Raw genomic sequence first — 16,026 nt, 5'->3', positions numbered from 1 at the left:
GGCAGTGATGCGGAAATGGGTGGGGCTGGTCGCCCTTCTGGTCGCCGAGGCGATGAACCTGCTCGACGCGACGATCGTCCAGGTCGCGGCACCGGTGATCCACGCCGACCTCGGCGGGCCGACGGCCGATATCCAGTGGTTCAGCGCGGCGTACACGCTGCCGTTCGCGGCACTGCTGATCACCGGCGGTCGGCTGGGCGATATCTACGGCCGGCGCCGGCTGTTCCGGATCGGGGTGGTCGGGTTCGTGCTGGCGTCGACCGCGTGCGCGCTGGCGACTCAATCCGGCGTACTGATCGGCGCGCGGGCCGTGCAGGGACTGACCGCGGCCGCGATCATTCCGCAGACCATCGGGCTGATCCGTTCGGCGTTCAGCGGTCCGGAGTTACCCAAGGCGTTGGGGCTGATCGGGCCGGTGATGGGACTGGCCGGGATCTCGGGGCCCTTGCTCGGTGGCGTGATCACGGAGGCTGCTTCGTGGCGAGTGGTGTTCCTCGTGAACGTGCCGCTCGGGTTGGCCGTGCTCGCGCTCGCTCACCTGCTGCCTGAGTCGCGGGCGCCGAGGCGTCCCACGCTGGACCTGGCCGGAACAGCGTTGCTGACCACGGGGAGCGCTCTCCTGGTGTTTCCCATCCTGCAATCGCGGGACTGGTTCCTGCTCCCGATCGGACTCGCCGTGCTCGGCGGGTGCGTCCTTCAGCAACGCCGAACCGGCGGCCGGCTGATTGAGCTGAGCCTGTTCCGGCGCAGCGGGTTCGGGGCGGCCCTGGTGACGTCGGCACTGTTCTTCGCCGTGATGACCGGTCTCACCTTGGTCGTCGTACTGCACGAGCAACTCACGCTGCACCACAGCGTGCTGCGGGCGAGCCTCGTCCTGCTGCCGTGGTCGGCGGCCTCCGGGATCGCTGCTTGGTGTGCCGGGCAGTGGCTGATCCAGCGATTCGGCTCTCGCCTGATGTACGTCGGTCTCGGCCTGCTGCTGGTCGGTCTGGTCGGCACACGACTGTGGTTGGTACCCGCGCTGGGAGTCTGCGGCGTCGGCGTCGGGCTCTTCACCACGGCGTTCTTCACCGAGGCGTTGCATCGGGTGCAGCCGCAGGAGACCGGCTCCGCCGCGGGGTTGCTCAATGCGGTTCAGCAGTTCGGCGGCACGCTTGGCGTCGCCGTACTGGGCACGGTGTTCCTGCACCATCCGGCGACGCCGCAGCGGGCGTTCCTGGTCGCGATCGCGGTCATCGCCGTCACGGTAGGCACCGCTCACGTCATGCGGTCGCCGCGTTCTCCGCAGTTCGCACCTGGATCGCCGGAGAGAGCGCGTACTGCCCGATGAAGATCACGACGCCGAGGACGGCCACGCCGATCCAGGTGGCCGTCGCGCCGAACGCCTCCAGCGAGTTCGTGCCGGCCAGCGGCCCGATCACCGCGCCGAGTCCGAAAGCCATGCCGGCCGTGCCGAGGTAGCCGCCCCGGAGGTCGATCGGGGCGACGTCCGCGAACACCGCCCCGATCACGGCGGCGAAACCGATCTCGCCGATCGTCCACACCACCACCGACAAGGCGTAACCCCACCACTCGTGCACGACCGCGCCGATTCCGAACCCGAGACCGACGATCAGCATCGACACCGCCATCAGCCTGGGCCGGTCGTACTTCGCCAGCCGCTTCACCACCAACGGTTGCAGCAGCACGATCACCACGCCGTTCAGGGCCATCACGGTGCCGTACCACGAGGTCGGCAGGCCGTCGTGCGCCATCGCGAGCGGCAGCGTGGAGTAGCCCTGGAAGTAGATGGTCGCGTAGCCGACCTGGATCAGGACCATCGTCAGGAAGATCCGGTCTCGCAGGACGACCGGCAGCAGCGGCCGGCGCTTCGCCCCTTCGTCGAGCTGCGGGCGGCTCTCCGGGACCATCGTCCAGATCACGATGCCCGCGATCACCGAGGTCGCCGCGTTCAGCCAGAACAGCAGGCCGTAGCCGATCGAGGCGAGCACGCCCGCGCTCACGGTCGAGATCGAGAAGCCGAGGTTGATCGCCCAGAACAGCAGTCCGTACGCGCGAACCCGCTCGGCCGGCTGGAGAAGATCGGCCACCGTCGCCGAGACCGCCGCCCGGAACAGGTCGCCGAGCAGACCGACACCGAACGCCGTCGCCCAGATCATCGGCATCGACCGCGCCGAGCCCAGCAGGATCAGCGCGACGGCGGTCCCGAAGAAGCAGAGCAGCATGGTCGCCCGCCGCCCGACCCGGTCGGCCAGCCAGCCGCCGGCGACCTGCGACACCACGCTGCCGGCGCCGACCGACGCCGCCACGGCACCCGCCGTACCGGCGGAGAGGTGGCGGTCCTGGGTCAGGTAGAGGACGAGGAACGGCTGGACGAAGCTGCCGAGCCGATTGACCAGCTGGCAGACCCAGAGGGCCCAGAACGCCCGGGGAAGGGCCTGGGGTGCGCTGGGTTCGGTCACGGAGGCAGCACTCATGAGGACAACTGTCCGAGCTCCGGGGGTCAGTGTCGACGATTAGGCCTGAGGCTAATTGTCTGCTCTGCGCAGATCCGGTTCTACGATGGATCGGTGATCACACTCAGGCTGAACGCGGGTGACGTCGGCCGGATCCGGTTCGCGCTCTCCCCGATCTGGGAGGCGGTCACCAGCGTCCGAGCACTGAGCAACAACACCGCCCGCAGCGTGCACGGTCCCTGGCTGCAGAAGGTCCGGCCGATCATCGAGGGTCCGGACCTGACGTTGCTCAGGGCACTCATTCCGCCGGTCGGCTACATCCCGGACTTCATCACGCCGGCGCCGCCACGGCGATCCACCAGTCTCGAGTCCGGCCTCGCCGCGATCGCGGCCACTCCGACCGACCTGGTGGTGCGCGAGCTGCAGCGGCTGTACGACGAAAGCCCGCACCCGCTGCTGCCGGAGCTGATCGCGGATCCGCAGCGAGCGGTTGCTGAGATCACGTCGGCGCTCTCGTCGTACTTCCGGCGAGCGATCGAACCCGACTGGCGAAGGATGCGCGCCCTGCTGCAGGAGGATCTCGCGTACCGGCTGGACGAGCTGGCCAGCGGCGGCATCGATCGGCTGTTCCGCAACCTGCATCCCTCGGTGCGGTTCCACGGCGATCTGATCGAGGTCGACCGGCCGTTCTGCTGCGACGGCGAGCCGCTGGCCGGCCAAGGTGTCCTGCTCGTCCCGTGCGTCTTCGCGTGGCCGACCACGTTGCAGATCACCGGCGCACCGCATGTACCGACCATCACCTACCCACCCCGTGGCCTCGGCCGCCTCTGGGAGGACCGTCAGGACACGACCGACTCCCCACTCGCCGATCTGGTTGGCCGCACCCGGGCCGCCATCGTCAGCCATCTGGACCTGCCGATGTCCACGACGCACCTGGCCCACCAGCTGGGCGTCTCGGCTCCCACGCTCAGCGTCCACCTGAGCATCCTGCGCAACGCCGGACTCGTCGGCTCCCGGCGCGACGGCCGAGCCGTCCTCTACCACCGCACAACCCTGGGCACCCAACTCCTCGCCGCGTCTACTCCCCTGGCGGACACCGCCTGACAACTTGAGCCTGCCCCTGGGGCAGACCTGATACTGGCAGGCGCCCAGACCGAGGAGGCCAGAATGGAATTGCTCGAACCGCCCCGCATCGTCGACCGACCGCGGCAGGACTATCTCGGGATCCGCCTGATCACGCCGTTCCGCGGCATGTTGAGTGTCCGGGACCAACTGATCAAGGAGCTCAGCGCCTGGTTGGTCACCACGGGCATCGACGACGTCGGCCTGTTCTTCCTCCGGCTGCATGTGGTCGACATGAGTGGCCCGATGGATCTGGAGGTGGGCGTGGTCACGCCGACCGCGCAGAGCGGCGACGAGCGCGTGCGGCCCGGCGTACTGCCGGCCGGCCGTTATGCGACGCTGACCTATCGCGACCATTCCCTCCGCGCGCACCGTGCCCTCTTCGAGTGGGCCGAGGCGCAGAACATCACCTTCGACCGTCGCGAGGTCCCCGAGGGCGACCTTTTCGCCTGCCGGTACGAGGCGTTCCGCACCGACCCCAGGACCGAACCACGCAAGACGAAGTGGGCGGTCGAACTCAACTTCGCTGTCGCCGACTAGCCAAAACCGGGTGGGTCTACCTGGATGCGGACGGAACCTGGCGTCTTCTTGGTGGTTCGGGTCGCCTGCGCTTCCTTGAGGGCGCGGACGAGTTGGGTGCCGGCGGCTCGCGGTGTGCGGACGACGGCTCGGACGGTCTCGTCGTCAACGTCGACGGGGCCCAGGACTTCGAGACCTGCTGTCGATGGCAGGAGCGGACGGAGCCGCTCGATCAGGTCGGTGACCGCGGCGGAGGGGCCGGTCAGCTCGGCGAGTTTGGCGGCGGGTGCCAGCCGCGCCGTACGGCGTTCTTCCACCTCGCGAGTCGCCCACCCCTCCGGGCTCCAGCGCACGACCGCCTGCAAAGGCAAGGCGGATGGGTCGCCGACCATGATGACCGTGCCGCCGGCGCGTGCCGGGCGGACCAGGGCGGCCGCGTTGAGCCAGCGCCGGACGGCTTCTTCGGGGGCTCGGAGGTCGGGGCGAGACAGCATCAGCCACGTGTCGAGCAGCAGAGCCGCGGTGTAGCCGCCCTCGGCGACCGGCTCCGAGCCCGGCGTGGCCACGATCAGCGCCGGTTGGCCGGACACGCGATCGAGCATGTGCTCACCGCCCGAGGTCCGCACGACGATGCCGGGAAACGCCCGTCCCAGCTCCTCCGCCGTACGGCGAGCGCCCACGACGGCGGCGCGCATCCTCGGGTCACCACATTCGGGACAGCGGTGGTCTGCGGCCGGCCGGCCGCAGATGCTGCAGCTCGCCGGTCCGGATCGACCCATCAGACGCAAGGTTCCTGCGCAGGTTGCGCACCGCGACGGCGCCCGGCAGGTCTGGCAGACCAAGCTCGGCAGGTAGCCGGCCCGCGGATTCTGGACCAGCACCGGCCCGGACAGCAGTCCTTCGCGGGCGATCTCGAAGGCGCGGTGCGGCAGCCGGGCAGCTCGCGCGGCCGGGTCGCGCGCCAACTCGCGATCCGATTCGCCGGTGATGTGGACCTCCGGCGCCGCGGCCCGGATCACCGTGCGGTCCGCGATGAGCTCGGCCGCGAAGCCGGATTCGATCACCGCCGCGGCCTCGGCCGAGCGTGCGTATCCGCCGAGCAACGCGGCGCAGTTCTGCTTGTAGGCGCGCAGGAGCAGGACTTCGCGGGCATGCGGGTACGGTGCGCGCTGTTCGGCGTACGAGTCGTCGCCGTCGTCCCACATCGCGACGAGCCCGAGATCCGCGACCGGCGCGAAGGCGGCGGCGCGCGTCCCGATCACTACCCGGGCGTTGCCGCGCACAGCTGTCAGGAAGGCGCGGTATCGCGCGGTCGGGCCGAGGTCGGCCGATAGCGTGACGAATCCGCTGTCGCCGAGCACCGCCGTACAGGCTTCGGCGAGGCGGTTGAGATCGCGCGCGTCCGGCGCCAGCAGCAACGCACCGCGACCCGCGGCCGAGCAGACTGCCGCAGCTTGCGCGAAAGCGAGCGCCCAGTCAGCCCCCGGTACGGCGGTCCAGACCGCGCGTGGCGACTCTGCCCGGGCGAGCGCTTCGAGGAACCCCGCCGGGTACGGCGACCAGGCCGATCTCGACGTGGACACGGGCGGCGGCGGCGGCTGGTCGCAGCGCAACGGCTCGGCCTCGACCTTCGCGTGCCGGGGTGGCACGGCCAATCGGCTCACGTCGGGGAAGACACCGGCGTACCGGTCGGCGACCGCGCGGCACAGGTCGGCGATCTCCGGGGTCAGCACCTGCTCGGGCGAGACGACCTTGCGGATCCGCGCGAGCTTGCCGTCGTGATCGGACTCGGCGAGCCGTTCCAGCACGAACCCGTCCAGATCCTTGCCGGCGAAGCGGACCTTCACGCGGACGCCGGGCTGAGCAGCCTCGGCCAGATCGTCGGGGACGAGGTAGTCGAACGGCCGATCCAGATGCGGCAGCGACACGTCGACCGCGATCCGGGCCACCGGCAACGGACTGGTGATCCCGGCCGGCTGTTTGGTCCGGGACTTGCGCACGGTGTCCCGCAGCAGCGTCAGTTGCTCCGGCGGTTCCGATGTCACCGCCAAATGCTAGTCGGCCCAGCCGACAGCCGGTCGCACGCCGCCCGCAACCTGTGGACAACGCCGACGGCCCGGCTGCTCGTGAGCAGCCGGGCCGGGACGTGGTGTTGCTACTTGTTGACGGCGGCCTTGAGCGCTTCGACGCGGTCCAGGCGCTCCCAGGTGAAGTCCTCGCCGGTGCGGCCGAAGTGGCCGTTGGCGGCGGTCTGGGCGTAGATCGGGCGGAGCAGGTCGAGGTCGCGGATGATCGCGGCCGGGCGGAGGTCGAAGACCTCGGCGACGGCGTCGGCGATCTGATCGACCGGGATCTTCTCGGTGCCGAACGTGTCGACGTAGAAGCCGACCGGCGCGGCCTTGCCGATCGCGTAGGCGACCTGGCACTCGACGCGGTCGGCCAGGCCGGCGGCGACGATGTTCTTCGCCACCCAGCGCATCGCGTACGCCGCGGACCGGTCCACCTTCGACGGGTCCTTGCCGGAGAAGGCGCCGCCGCCGTGGCGCGCCATCCCGCCGTACGTGTCGATGATGATCTTGCGGCCGGTCAGGCCGGCGTCGCCCATCGGGCCGCCGATCTCGAACCGGCCGGTCGGGTTCACCAGCAGCTTGTAGTCGTCGGAGGCGATGTCGAACTGCTCGAGCACCGGGTCGACGACGTGCTTCTTGATGTCCGGCGCCAGCATCGACTCCAGGTTGATGTCCGCCGCGTGCTGGCTGGACACGACCACGGTGTCGATCCGGACCGCCTTGTCACCGTCGTACTCGACCGTGACCTGGGTCTTGCCGTCCGGGCGCAGGTAGGCCAGCGTGCCGTCCTTGCGGACCTCCGACAGCCGCGCCGACAGCCGGTGCGCGATCGTGATCGGCAGCGGCATCAGCTCCGGCGTCTCGTTGGACGCGTAGCCGAACATCAGCCCCTGGTCGCCCGCCCCCTGCAGGTCCAGCTCGTCCTTCGAGGCGTCCGAGCGCGTCTCGTACGCCGTGTCGACGCCCTGCGCGATATCGGCCGACTGGCTGCCGATCGCGACCGAGACGCCACAGGACGCGCCGTCGAACCCCTTGAGCGACGAGTCGTACCCGATCTCCAGGATCCGCTTGCGGACGATCCCTGGGATGTCGACGTACGCCGACGTGGTGACCTCGCCGGCCACCACGACCAGACCGGTCGTGACGAGCGTCTCGACCGCCACGCGGCTCTTCGGGTCCGCCGTCAGCAGCGCGTCGAGAATGGAATCGCTGATCTGGTCAGCGATCTTGTCCGGATGACCTTCGGTCACCGACTCGGACGTGAAAAGGCGCCTGCCCACAATTCTCCCTCGGATTCCTCTTTGTGCCACGCGGCCGACCCCACGACCACGCGAGCCCCCCATGCACCGGCGGTTGACGATGCATCTTCGGCGAGTATGCCAGCGATTCCGGGCAGAGTCCCGGGGACGCTCCCAATCCGTCCGAATGACAAGAACGATGTCCACATTCTAGACAAACGCCGGGCGTTCAGGCGTGTGGACCCACCGTGATCTCGCCCACTGTTAGGTCACCCTTACCGCCTTGGATCGCAGCCACGCGGGCTACCGCGGCGTCCAGGGCGGCCTGCTGCTTGCGGCTCAGCGGGACCAGTGGCTCGACGGTGATCTGCAGGGTGCGGCCGCTCTTCTTCTGATGCCAGACGCCGGCCACGGAACCGTCCATCAGGAGCAGCGGGTAGTTGCCGGCCTGGCCGCGGTTGGTGGCTCGCTCGAGCGCCTTGCCGGGGAAGACGAGTTCGCGCGGGAAGCAGCCGACGCCGTACGCGTCGAAGTACGGGAGCAGGTGAACACCCTCGACCGGTTCGTCGGCGAACTCCTCGTCGCCCGGCGCCAGGAAGCCGAACTCGGTCTCCGGCAGGCTCTCGAAGTACGGCCGGACCACGGTGACCGTGGTCTTGATCCAGCGCGCGAACTGCTGCGGGGTCGCGGGTCCGTAGGCGAACAGGTAGCGGTGGAGCAACTCGGTGAGCGCTTTCTCGCCGTTCATCGGCACGAACGCGCCGTGCCGCTGCGGAGTCGTGTACGTCGTCGCCCGGCCGCGGTTCGCGCCGTAACAGAGCACGCCCGCGTTGGCCGCCGCCGGAATCACCTGCCGCCAGCGCGGCCAATAGGTCTGGAACGCCGGCATCACCAGGTCCCCCGCCCAGGACCCGGTTCGGCGGACGACCTCGACCGACAACTCGTCGATGGTGAGTTCCGCGTCCGAGAGCGCATCACCGATGGCAGCGATCACCTCGGCCTGCTGGTCGGCGGTCATCCGCATGATCTCGGGCGGCTGCTGCCCCGCGGGCAACGCGGAGAGCGCTCCCGTCCACATCGGCAGGTCCGCGAGCGGCAGCAGGTGCACCGTCCCGCGCGGCCCGAAGGTCTTCACCAGGCCGGGATCGCTCTGCACGGTCTCTCGGGTCGCGTCCTGGACTCGCAGCGCGACCGACGTCTCCCCCGCCGACAGCACCTGCGCATGCGCGCCACACATCGCCCGTACGGCGTCGACCGGGCTTGCCGCGGGTTCGGTCAGATAGTGCCGGCGCATCCGCCGTGCCACCACGGCCGGCCATGAGATCTCCATACCCAGAACCTAGGTGGAGTAGCGGTCAGGTGTTGTCCTCTTGGTTCCTGTCGAGCTCGCGCCGCGCCTTGCGCTCGGCCTTCAGGCGGCGACGCTCGGCCCTGGTCACCTTGCGGACCACGTCGACGCCACCCCAGAAGGAGAGGCCGGTCACGATCACCCGCGGCGCACCTGGTTCGCCGACGCCAGATGCCCGATGGTCGAAGCCACCCATGACGCCCACGCCCCGGACCTCCAGATCGACCTCCGGCGGCACGAGCACGCTGAGACCACCCATCACCGCGAAGCAGCGGATCACGGTCAGCGGCTCCTCGAACTTCGCCTCGCGGAGATCGACCTCACCGCCTCCCATCACGGCGACCGCGGTGAACCGCCGCGCGATCGTCCAGACCCCGCGGCGGTTGAAGCCGCCGAGAATCCCGATCCCGAGCCGTGAGGTCGGGGGGCCGCCGATGCGGTTGCTCGTCGACGCTACGGCGGTCTCCGCGACCGGGACGGGGAGGTCGTGGACGAGCTGCTGCAGCTCGCCGTACGTGCGGGCGCTGTGCGCGTCCTCGAGCCGCGACTCGAACTCGGTCAGCTGGAGCCGGCCCTCGGCCAGCGCGTCCCGAAGGATGTCGCCGATCCGCTCACGGTCGGCATCGGAGGCCCGCAGCTCCGAGAGCGCGGGTGGTTGAGCGGGTGGTTCGGACGGCGGCGCCTCATCGACCATTGAGCAAGCCTAGTGCGTGCCGCCGTCAGCTCCAGTGGGTGGCGACCAGGTTCCAGATCACGCCGGCCAGGGCGTCCTTGCTGCCGGACGGAACGGGGAGCGCGCTGCCCGAGCGGTCCAGGATGACGGCCTCGTTGTTGTCGCTGCCGAAGACCTTGCCGCCGGAGACGTCGTTCACAACCAGGAGGTCGCAGCCCTTGCGCTCGAGCTTGGCCCGGCCGAGGTCGAGGACCGAGTGCTCCGCGTCGCCGGTCTCGGCGGCGAACCCGACGATGACCTGGTCGGCCCGGCGCCGGTCGTGCGAGATGGTCTGCAGGATGTCCGGGTTCTGCACGAGGTTGACCGCCGGGACCGAACCGTCGGCGGTCTTCTTGATCTTGTGCTCGGCGACGCCGGCCGGGCGGAAGTCGGCCGGGGCCGCCGCCATCACGATCGCGTCCGCGTCCGCGGCACGGCCGGTGATCTCGTCGTACAGCTCGCGGGTGCTGGTGACCGGGACGACCTGTACGCCGGCCGGGTCGGCGAGCTCCGAGTTCGCCGCGACCAGGGTGACCTTGGCGCCGCGGGCGGCGGCGATCCGGGCGAGCGCATAGCCCTGCTTGCCGGAGGACGAGTTGCCGAGGTAGCGCACGGGGTCGAGGTGCTCGCGGGTGCCGCCCGCGCTGACGAGGATGTGCTTGCCGGTCAGGTCGGCGACCGACTGACCGGCCGCGCGGGCGGCCTCGTCGGCGAGCATGAGCTGGCTGATCGCGAAGATCTCCGAGGGTTCGGGCAGGCGGCCGCGGCCGGTGTCCGCGCCGGTGAGTCGGCCGACCGCCGGCTCCAGCACGGTGATTCCGCGCGAACGCAGGGTGGCGACGTTGGCCTGAGTGGCGGGGTGCTCCCACATCTCGGTGTGCATCGCGGCCGCGAACAGGATCGGGCAGCGAGCGGTCAGCAGCGTGTTGGTGAGCAGGTCGTCGGCCAGACCGTGCGCGGCCTTGGCGATCAGGTTGGCCGTGGCCGGCGCGACGACGACCAGCTCGGCCGCCTTGCCGATCCGCACATGCGGCACTTCCTGCACGTTGTCGAACGGGTCCGGCGTGACCGGCTGCCCGGACAGCGCCGCCCAGGTCGCCGCCCCGACGAACTCGAGCGCCGCCGCGGTCGGCACCACCCGCACGCTGTGCCCCGACTCGGTCAGCCGCCGCAGCAGATCGCACACCTTGTACGCCGCGATCCCGCCGCCGACGCCGAGCACGACATTCGGCCGCGGCTTGGTCGCAGGAGACTGCGGTGAGGGGGAAGACGAGCTCACGGGAGCCTCCGAGCCGGGGTGAGGGGCGGGCCGGGAACGCCCGAAGCCCCCGGGGCGGTTGCCTCGCCGGGGGTGGGACCGGACACGGGCACCCGAAGGAGCCGATCACCGGTGGTCATCGGGAGTGGATTAGGCGGTCTTCTCCGCGGCCGCGGCTTCCGCCTCGGCCTCGGGGTCGATGTCCGTGCAGGTCAGGACGCCCTCGTTGATCTCGCGCATGGCGATCGAGAGCGGCTTCTCCTGGACGTGGGTCTCGACCAGCGGACCGACGTACTCCAGCAGGCCCTCGCCGAGCTGGGAGTAGTAGGCGTTGATCTGCCGCGCACGCTTGGCCGAGTACAGGACGAGCTTGTACTTGGAATCAGTGTGGGTGAGCAGGTCGTCGATCGGCGGAGAGGTGATACCGATGGCGACAGGCTGGTTGCCAGACAAGTTCAGCTCTTTCCAGAGATATGGGGTGATCGGATCAACTTTACCAAGTGATCGGACGCTTCCCGAACCGAGGCGTTGACGATGGTGACGTCGAACTCCTTCTCGGCGGCCAGTTCGAGCGTCGCCGTCTCCAGCCGGCGCTCGCGCTCCTCGGGCGTTTCGGTCCCGCGGCCGACCAGGCGCCGTACCAGCTCGTCCCACGAAGGCGGGGCCAGGAAGACGAAATGCGCCTCCGGCATCGTCTCGCGCACCTGCCGCGCGCCCTGGAGGTCGATCTCCAGCAGCGCCGGCCGGCCCTCGGCGAGCTTGTCCAGCACCGGCTGCTTCGGCGTCCCGTACCGGGCCGCCTTGTGCACGACCGCCCACTCCAGCAGCTCGCCGGCCGCGATCATCCGGTCGAACTCCTGGTCGGAGACGAACAGGTAGTGCACGCCGTGCACCTCGTTCGGCCGCGGCTTGCGGGTGGTCGCCGAGACCGAGATCCAGATGTCGGGGAACCGCTCACGGATATCGGCGGCCACCGTGCCCTTGCCGACCGCGGTGGGTCCGGCCAGCACGGTCAGCCGCGCCGGGCCGGGCCCGGCGCCGGTGGCCGGAGGCTGCGGGGTCGCTGGGTCCTGGCTCAGGTTCTCGGAGTCCATGGTCATCGTCACACCAGTGTCCAACGAGCCGGACAGGGTTTCGGTGCGGCTCACTCGGCGAATTCGCGCATCAGCGCGGCGATCTGGTTGGAGCCGAGGCCGCGGACGCGCCGCGTCTCGGAGATTCCGGCCCGCTCCATGATCTGCTGGGCCCGCACCTTGCCCACGCCGGGGATGCACTGCAGCAACGCGCTGACCCGCATCTTGCCGATCACATCGTTGGTCTGCCCCTCGTGGAGCACCTCCGTCGGAGACGCTCCCGAGTGCCGGATCCGGTTCTTGATCTCGGCTCGCTCGCGCCGCGCCGCCGCGGCCTTGTCCAGAGCCGCCGCTCGCTGCTCCGGGGTCAAAGAAGGAAGTGGCACCGTTTCACCTGTCCCGTTGAGTTGCTTCGCAAGGGAACCTAACACGGCTCCGGCCACCCGCAGGACCCGAAGGTGGTGTGCCTTCAGTTCAGGGACGGGACGTCGACCTTGCAGGCGTCCTTGGCATGCGTGGTGATCGCTTTGTACGCCGTCAGCACGGTTCCGGTCTGCTTGCTCAGCCGGGCCAGCTCCACCCGGTCCGAACCGGCCTTGCGGGCCTTGTCGGCGAACGCCACCACGACACCCCAGTCGTCCTTCACCTCGGCCGGCGCGGACTCCTGGAGCTTCTTCGCGTCGTCCAGGATCTTCACGTAGTCGGCCGCCTTGGTCGGATCGACACCGGTCACGTTCGCGGCGTACCCGGCCAGGTCCACGCAGTAGGCCTGCTCCTCCGTGCACGAGGTCAGCAGCGCGGTGGTTGCGAGCAGGGTCACGGCCGTGGCGATGGTTCGCATGGCACGCACGCTACCGGCCGTCACCAAAGGATCCGAAACGGATACTTTCTTCAGACCCTGCCCGCCACCGATCACGGGTTGTTCAGGTCGATCTTGCAGGTGTCCTTGGCGTGCTTGGCGATCGCGCTGGAGGCCTCGCCCATCTTCGCGCCCTCGGACTTGCTGAGCTCGGTCAGCTTGGCGGTGTCGCCCTTGGCGTCGCGCGCCTTCTTGGCGTAGGCCAGCAGCGTCGACCAGTCGTCCTTCAGCTCCGACGGCGCCGACTTCGAGACCTTCTCGGCCTCCTTGAGCGCCTTGCCGACCTGGTCGGAGTTCTTGGCGTCGAGGTTCTTCGCCGACTGTGCGTACGCCTTCAGGTCGCCGCAGTAGTCGCCACCCGAACACGCCGTCAGGGCCACCGCACTCATCGCCACCGCCGCCGTCAGGGCTCCCAGCTTCCGCATCGCAATCCTTACTTTTCACCGCGGGCAACCGATCGCTCCCCGTCACCGACACCCTTTCGAACCACGGGGTCATCTGGTCTGTTCGGCACGCCGTGAAGAAGCTCGCAGGGTTCGACTGGAACCGGTCCGTGATGTGGTGCGTCGGCCCGCCTCGACGGCGATGCAGTTCGCGGCGACGATCACGCCGATCGCGATCCAGTCCGGTACGGCGAGCCGCTGGTGGAGGACGGCGTACCCGACCAGGGCCGCCAGGACCGGGTTGACGCTCATGAAGACGCCGAAGAACTGGGCCGGGACTCGGCGTAGTGCCAGGAGGTCGAGCAGGAACGGGACGGCCGACGACAGCACGCCGGCGGTGAGCGCGTAGCCGATGGCCGCTGCGGTCGGCGGGTGGTGATGCAGTACGACGATCCCGATCGGTAGGTAGGCCAGTCCGGAGACGACGGCCGCGGCGGCTGCACCCGTCGTACCGGGGAGCTCGCGGCCGACGGTGCGGTTGAGCAGGATGTAGCAGGCCCAGCAGACCGCAGCGAGCAGTCCTGCGGCAACGCCGAAGTAGTCGGTGGTCGCCTGCGGTCGCGTGAGCACCAGTACGGCGGGTGCTGCGGCGACTGCGCAGATCAGGTCGATCACTCGGCGTGAGCCGAGCAACGCGACTGCTAGCGGGCCGAGGAACTCGAGTGTCACCGCCAGTCCGAGGCCGACACGGTCGATCGCGGTGTAGAGCGAGACGTTCATGATCGCGAAGACTGCGGCCAGGCCGAGCACTGGTCGCCACTGCCGCGCAGTCAGCTTGTGCAGGCGGGGGCGACCGATCGCGAACAGCACGATGCCCGCCATCCACTGCCGCACTGCGACGACACCGATCGGGCCGAGCACGGGGAACGCTTGAGCGGCGACCGATGCCCCTACTTGGGTGGAGAGGCCGCTGGTCAGCATGAGAAGCACCCCAGCCAGCCTCCGCTCGCCGGGGAGGCTGGCGGAGGCGCCCACGGCAGCAGGGTCGGTGGCGGGAGCGGGCGGGGTGCTCATGGAGGGAGCGTGCGCTCGTTGGCTGCGCGCGCAAAATGCGGTGGCGGCGGATCTATACGCTGGGGTTATGGATGTGGAGCTCCGGCAGTTGCGGTGTCTGGTGGCTGTGGCGGAGACGGGGACATTTACCGACGCGGGTATCGAGCTGGGGATCAGCCAGGCGGCGGTGTCGCGGAACGTGCTGGCGCTGGAGGGGCGGTTGGGCGTGCGGCTGCTGCATCGGACGAGCCGGTCGGTGACGCCGACGAGTGCGGGCGTGCGGGTGTTGGCGCGGGCTCGGCAGGTGCTGGCTGAGGTGGACGAATTGGTGCGCGAGGCAACTAGCGGTCATACGCGGTTGCGGCTCGGGCATGCCTGGTCGGCGCTTGGGCGCCATACGGCTGAGTTCCAGCGGCGGTGGGCCGCCGAACATCCTGGCGTCGAGCTGCAACTCGTCCGCACGAACACCACGACCGGCGGGCTGGCCGAGGGGCTGTGTGATCTGGCCGTCGTGCGGACACAGCTCGATCTGCGCCGGTTCGCGCACATCACGATCGCTCAGGAGGACCGGTACGTCGCTCTGCCCGCCGACGATCCGTTGGTCCGCAAGCGCACGGTGACGCTCGAGCAACTCCGCGACCGCGTGCTGAGCATTGACCGGCGTACGGGGAGCACGACGATCGACCTCTGGCCTGCGGACGCTCGGCCGCGGATCGAGTTCACTCAGGATGTGGACGACTGGCTCACCGCGATTGCCTCCGGGCGGTGTGTCGGAGTCACCGCTCAAGCCACGACCACGCAGTACCGGCGTGACGGCATCGTCTACCGCCGCTTGCGTGACGCTCCCCCGGTCGACGTCCACCTCATCTGGCACCGCCACGACCCGCACCCCGCCACCCAAGCCGCCGCCGACCTCCTCACGACGCTGTACGGATGAAGGCGGTCGCGGCGAGCCGATCGGCCGGCTTCCAGACCACGTCGCGGATCCGCTCGATACCGCCCGCCGGCCAGCGCTGCGCGATCGCCTTCACCCGCGGGTCGGAGATCGTGTCGGCGAGCGCTCTCGGGAAGTCTCCCCAGACGGTCTTGAACGGCCGCCCGAACATGTCCTCGAGCCCGAGCTCGACCGGCTCGGTGATCCCGCTGCGGTTGTACAGCTCGCCGATCGCCCGATAGGCGAGCTGCAGCGCCTGGTCGCGATCCTGCCAGTTGCCGGTGCGGAGCACCGCCTGCAGCAGCGGCACCAGTTCGGGACCGCAGTCCAGCCGGGCGAACGCCGTACCGAACCATTTCACGTACGGCGGGTAGCGGCGTTCGATCAGGAAACACACCCGCATCAGATTCTCGACCAGTGTCGCCGCGACCAGACCGGACCCGAGTTCGTCGCCGACATATCCCGTCCGGCCGACGTGATTGAGTTCGGGATGGACGCGCCACCAGGCGGCGATCAGCAGATAGCGCCAGACGTCGTCCGGGTAATAGGCCAGCCGGTCCCGCACGGCCTGCAGGCCGAGGTCGTCGTGGAACACCTCGCCGGCGGTGAGGATGCCGAGATGCTGCTCCGGCACGGCCAACCAGTCCTCGACTGCGATCCCGGCCGCCGGGTCGAACCCGAGCTGCTCGACGAAGAAGCCCGTGACGGTGTGCTTCTCGAGGTGCGTGCTGCGGTCGAGGAACTTCTCCGGCAGCTCGACGGTGACCGCGGCCGGGTCGTCGACGAACAGCACGACCCGCGCTTCGCAGTTGTGGTCGGTCGACATCTCGTCGTCGTACCCGAGCACCTCCGACCCCCGGCCGAGCAACGCGGCACTGTGCGGAACCGACAACTGCGGCCCGACGATCTCGGCGTAGAAACGACGGCACAATTCGATCCCGGAAATCCCCATGCCGACGAAGATCGCACGCGCGGCGACGGGATTTCAAGAGAAATACGAAA

The 16,026-nt window shown here is 69.5% G+C and carries 17 protein-coding genes; 4 read left to right on the top strand and 13 right to left on the bottom strand.

The genetic code is table 11. The features are described from left to right. Nucleotides 1-7: 7 nt before the first annotated feature. Complete coding sequence (locus ABZS29_RS18700; RefSeq protein WP_355463475.1) at nt 8-1,330, top strand: MFS transporter; 1,323 nt, start codon at nt 8-10, stop codon at nt 1,328-1,330. Here ABZS29_RS18700 and ABZS29_RS18695 read toward each other — a convergent pair. After that, entirely contained in the window at nt 1,263-2,477 is a 1,215-nt protein-coding gene (locus ABZS29_RS18695) for an MFS transporter (RefSeq protein ID WP_355463473.1), read from the bottom strand. The two genes, ABZS29_RS18700 and ABZS29_RS18695, sit on opposite strands and share 68 nt — an antisense overlap. Before the next feature lie 93 nt (nt 2,478-2,570). Here ABZS29_RS18695 and ABZS29_RS18690 point away from each other — a divergent pair, with 93 nt between their 5' ends. Continuing rightward, the gene (locus tag ABZS29_RS18690; protein WP_355463471.1) at nt 2,571-3,560 is read left to right on the top strand and encodes a metalloregulator ArsR/SmtB family transcription factor; all 990 of its coding nucleotides are present in this window, start codon (nt 2,571-2,573) and stop codon (nt 3,558-3,560) included. 63 nt (nt 3,561-3,623) lie between these two features. Beyond that, nucleotides 3,624-4,118, top strand: a complete 495-nt coding sequence (locus tag ABZS29_RS18685) for a GyrI-like domain-containing protein (protein WP_355463469.1) — start codon at nt 3,624-3,626, stop codon at nt 4,116-4,118. On the opposite strand, the gene ABZS29_RS18680 is transcribed toward ABZS29_RS18685, so the two are convergent. From ABZS29_RS18680 to ABZS29_RS18630, 11 genes are all read right to left on the bottom strand, one after another. Continuing rightward, the gene (locus ABZS29_RS18680) at nt 4,115-6,142 is read right to left on the bottom strand and encodes a primosomal protein N' (RefSeq protein ID WP_355463467.1); all 2,028 of its coding nucleotides are present in this window, start codon (nt 6,140-6,142) and stop codon (nt 4,115-4,117) included. The genes ABZS29_RS18685 and ABZS29_RS18680 overlap by 4 nt on opposite strands. Before the next feature lie 110 nt (nt 6,143-6,252). Next, nucleotides 6,253-7,446, bottom strand: a complete 1,194-nt coding sequence (gene metK, locus ABZS29_RS18675) for a methionine adenosyltransferase (RefSeq protein ID WP_355463465.1) — start codon at nt 7,444-7,446, stop codon at nt 6,253-6,255. Between the two features lie 187 nt (nt 7,447-7,633). Further along, nucleotides 7,634-8,734 (bottom strand): winged helix DNA-binding domain-containing protein, encoded by a 1,101-nt coding sequence (locus ABZS29_RS18670; protein WP_355463463.1) that lies wholly within the window; start codon nt 8,732-8,734, stop codon nt 7,634-7,636. A 25-nt stretch (nt 8,735-8,759) separates the two neighbouring features. Continuing rightward, nucleotides 8,760-9,446 (bottom strand): DUF1707 domain-containing protein, encoded by a 687-nt coding sequence (locus ABZS29_RS18665; protein WP_355463461.1) that lies wholly within the window; start codon nt 9,444-9,446, stop codon nt 8,760-8,762. A 25-nt stretch (nt 9,447-9,471) separates the two neighbouring features. After that, on the bottom strand, nt 9,472-10,743 hold the full coding sequence (gene coaBC, locus ABZS29_RS18660; RefSeq protein ID WP_355463459.1) for a bifunctional phosphopantothenoylcysteine decarboxylase/phosphopantothenate--cysteine ligase CoaBC: 1,272 nt from the start codon (nt 10,741-10,743) through the stop codon (nt 9,472-9,474). A gap of 129 nt (nt 10,744-10,872) precedes the next feature. Then, nucleotides 10,873-11,175: a DNA-directed RNA polymerase subunit omega gene (rpoZ, locus tag ABZS29_RS18655; RefSeq protein ID WP_132166639.1), complete on the bottom strand. Its 303-nt coding sequence runs from the start codon at nt 11,173-11,175 to the stop codon at nt 10,873-10,875. Between the two features lie 2 nt (nt 11,176-11,177). Further along, entirely contained in the window at nt 11,178-11,822 is a 645-nt protein-coding gene (gene gmk, locus ABZS29_RS18650; protein ID WP_355463457.1) for a guanylate kinase, read from the bottom strand. A 44-nt stretch (nt 11,823-11,866) separates the two neighbouring features. Beyond that, a complete protein-coding gene (gene mihF, locus ABZS29_RS18645; RefSeq protein WP_171678710.1) occupies nt 11,867-12,181 on the bottom strand; it encodes an integration host factor, actinobacterial type in 315 nt (104 codons plus the stop codon). Nucleotides 12,182-12,264: 83 nt separating this feature from the next. Next, nucleotides 12,265-12,636 (bottom strand): hypothetical protein, encoded by a 372-nt coding sequence (locus ABZS29_RS18640; protein WP_355463455.1) that lies wholly within the window; start codon nt 12,634-12,636, stop codon nt 12,265-12,267. Nucleotides 12,637-12,707: 71 nt separating this feature from the next. After that, nucleotides 12,708-13,079 (bottom strand): hypothetical protein, encoded by a 372-nt coding sequence (locus tag ABZS29_RS18635; protein ID WP_355463453.1) that lies wholly within the window; start codon nt 13,077-13,079, stop codon nt 12,708-12,710. Between the two features lie 69 nt (nt 13,080-13,148). Beyond that, entirely contained in the window at nt 13,149-14,111 is a 963-nt protein-coding gene (locus tag ABZS29_RS18630) for an EamA family transporter (RefSeq protein ID WP_355463451.1), read from the bottom strand. A gap of 67 nt (nt 14,112-14,178) precedes the next feature. Between ABZS29_RS18630 and ABZS29_RS18625 the strand changes: the two genes are divergently transcribed. After that, nucleotides 14,179-15,027, top strand: coding sequence for a LysR family transcriptional regulator (locus tag ABZS29_RS18625; RefSeq protein ID WP_355463449.1), 849 nt, complete (start codon nt 14,179-14,181; stop codon nt 15,025-15,027). Here ABZS29_RS18625 and ABZS29_RS18620 read toward each other — a convergent pair. Continuing rightward, nucleotides 15,008-15,976, bottom strand: a complete 969-nt coding sequence (locus tag ABZS29_RS18620; RefSeq protein WP_355463447.1) for a DUF4037 domain-containing protein — start codon at nt 15,974-15,976, stop codon at nt 15,008-15,010. The genes ABZS29_RS18625 and ABZS29_RS18620 overlap by 20 nt on opposite strands. Nucleotides 15,977-16,026: the final 50 nt, after the last annotated feature.

Origin of the sequence: Kribbella sp. NPDC005582, from assembly GCF_040605415.1 — a bacterium.
GTDB lineage: Bacteria > Actinomycetota > Actinomycetes > Propionibacteriales > Kribbellaceae > Kribbella.
The sequence above is the reverse complement of the archived record's forward strand: the minus strand, read 5'-3'. Positions and strand labels throughout refer to the sequence as shown.

Excerpts from the sequence above, each read along its gene's own strand:
- ABZS29_RS18695 (WP_355463473.1), bottom strand. The coding sequence starts at position 2,477 with ATGAGTGCTGCCTCCGTGACCGAACCCAGCGCACCCCAGGCCCTTCCC.
- ABZS29_RS18635 (WP_355463453.1), bottom strand. The coding sequence starts at position 13,079 with ATGCGGAAGCTGGGAGCCCTGACGGCGGCGGTGGCGATGAGTGCGGTG.
- ABZS29_RS18670 (WP_355463463.1), bottom strand. The coding sequence starts at position 8,734 with ATGGAGATCTCATGGCCGGCCGTGGTGGCACGGCGGATGCGCCGGCAC.
- ABZS29_RS18665 (WP_355463461.1), bottom strand. The coding sequence starts at position 9,446 with ATGGTCGATGAGGCGCCGCCGTCCGAACCACCCGCTCAACCACCCGCG.
- ABZS29_RS18630 (WP_355463451.1), bottom strand. The coding sequence starts at position 14,111 with ATGAGCACCCCGCCCGCTCCCGCCACCGACCCTGCTGCCGTGGGCGCC.
- ABZS29_RS18625 (WP_355463449.1), top strand. The coding sequence starts at position 14,179 with ATGGATGTGGAGCTCCGGCAGTTGCGGTGTCTGGTGGCTGTGGCGGAG.
- gmk (WP_355463457.1), bottom strand. The coding sequence starts at position 11,822 with ATGACCATGGACTCCGAGAACCTGAGCCAGGACCCAGCGACCCCGCAG.
- ABZS29_RS18700 (WP_355463475.1), top strand. The coding sequence starts at position 8 with ATGCGGAAATGGGTGGGGCTGGTCGCCCTTCTGGTCGCCGAGGCGATG.
- ABZS29_RS18640 (WP_355463455.1), bottom strand. The coding sequence starts at position 12,636 with ATGCGAACCATCGCCACGGCCGTGACCCTGCTCGCAACCACCGCGCTG.
- ABZS29_RS18685 (WP_355463469.1), top strand. The coding sequence starts at position 3,624 with ATGGAATTGCTCGAACCGCCCCGCATCGTCGACCGACCGCGGCAGGAC.
- ABZS29_RS18620 (WP_355463447.1), bottom strand. The coding sequence starts at position 15,976 with ATGGGGATTTCCGGGATCGAATTGTGCCGTCGTTTCTACGCCGAGATC.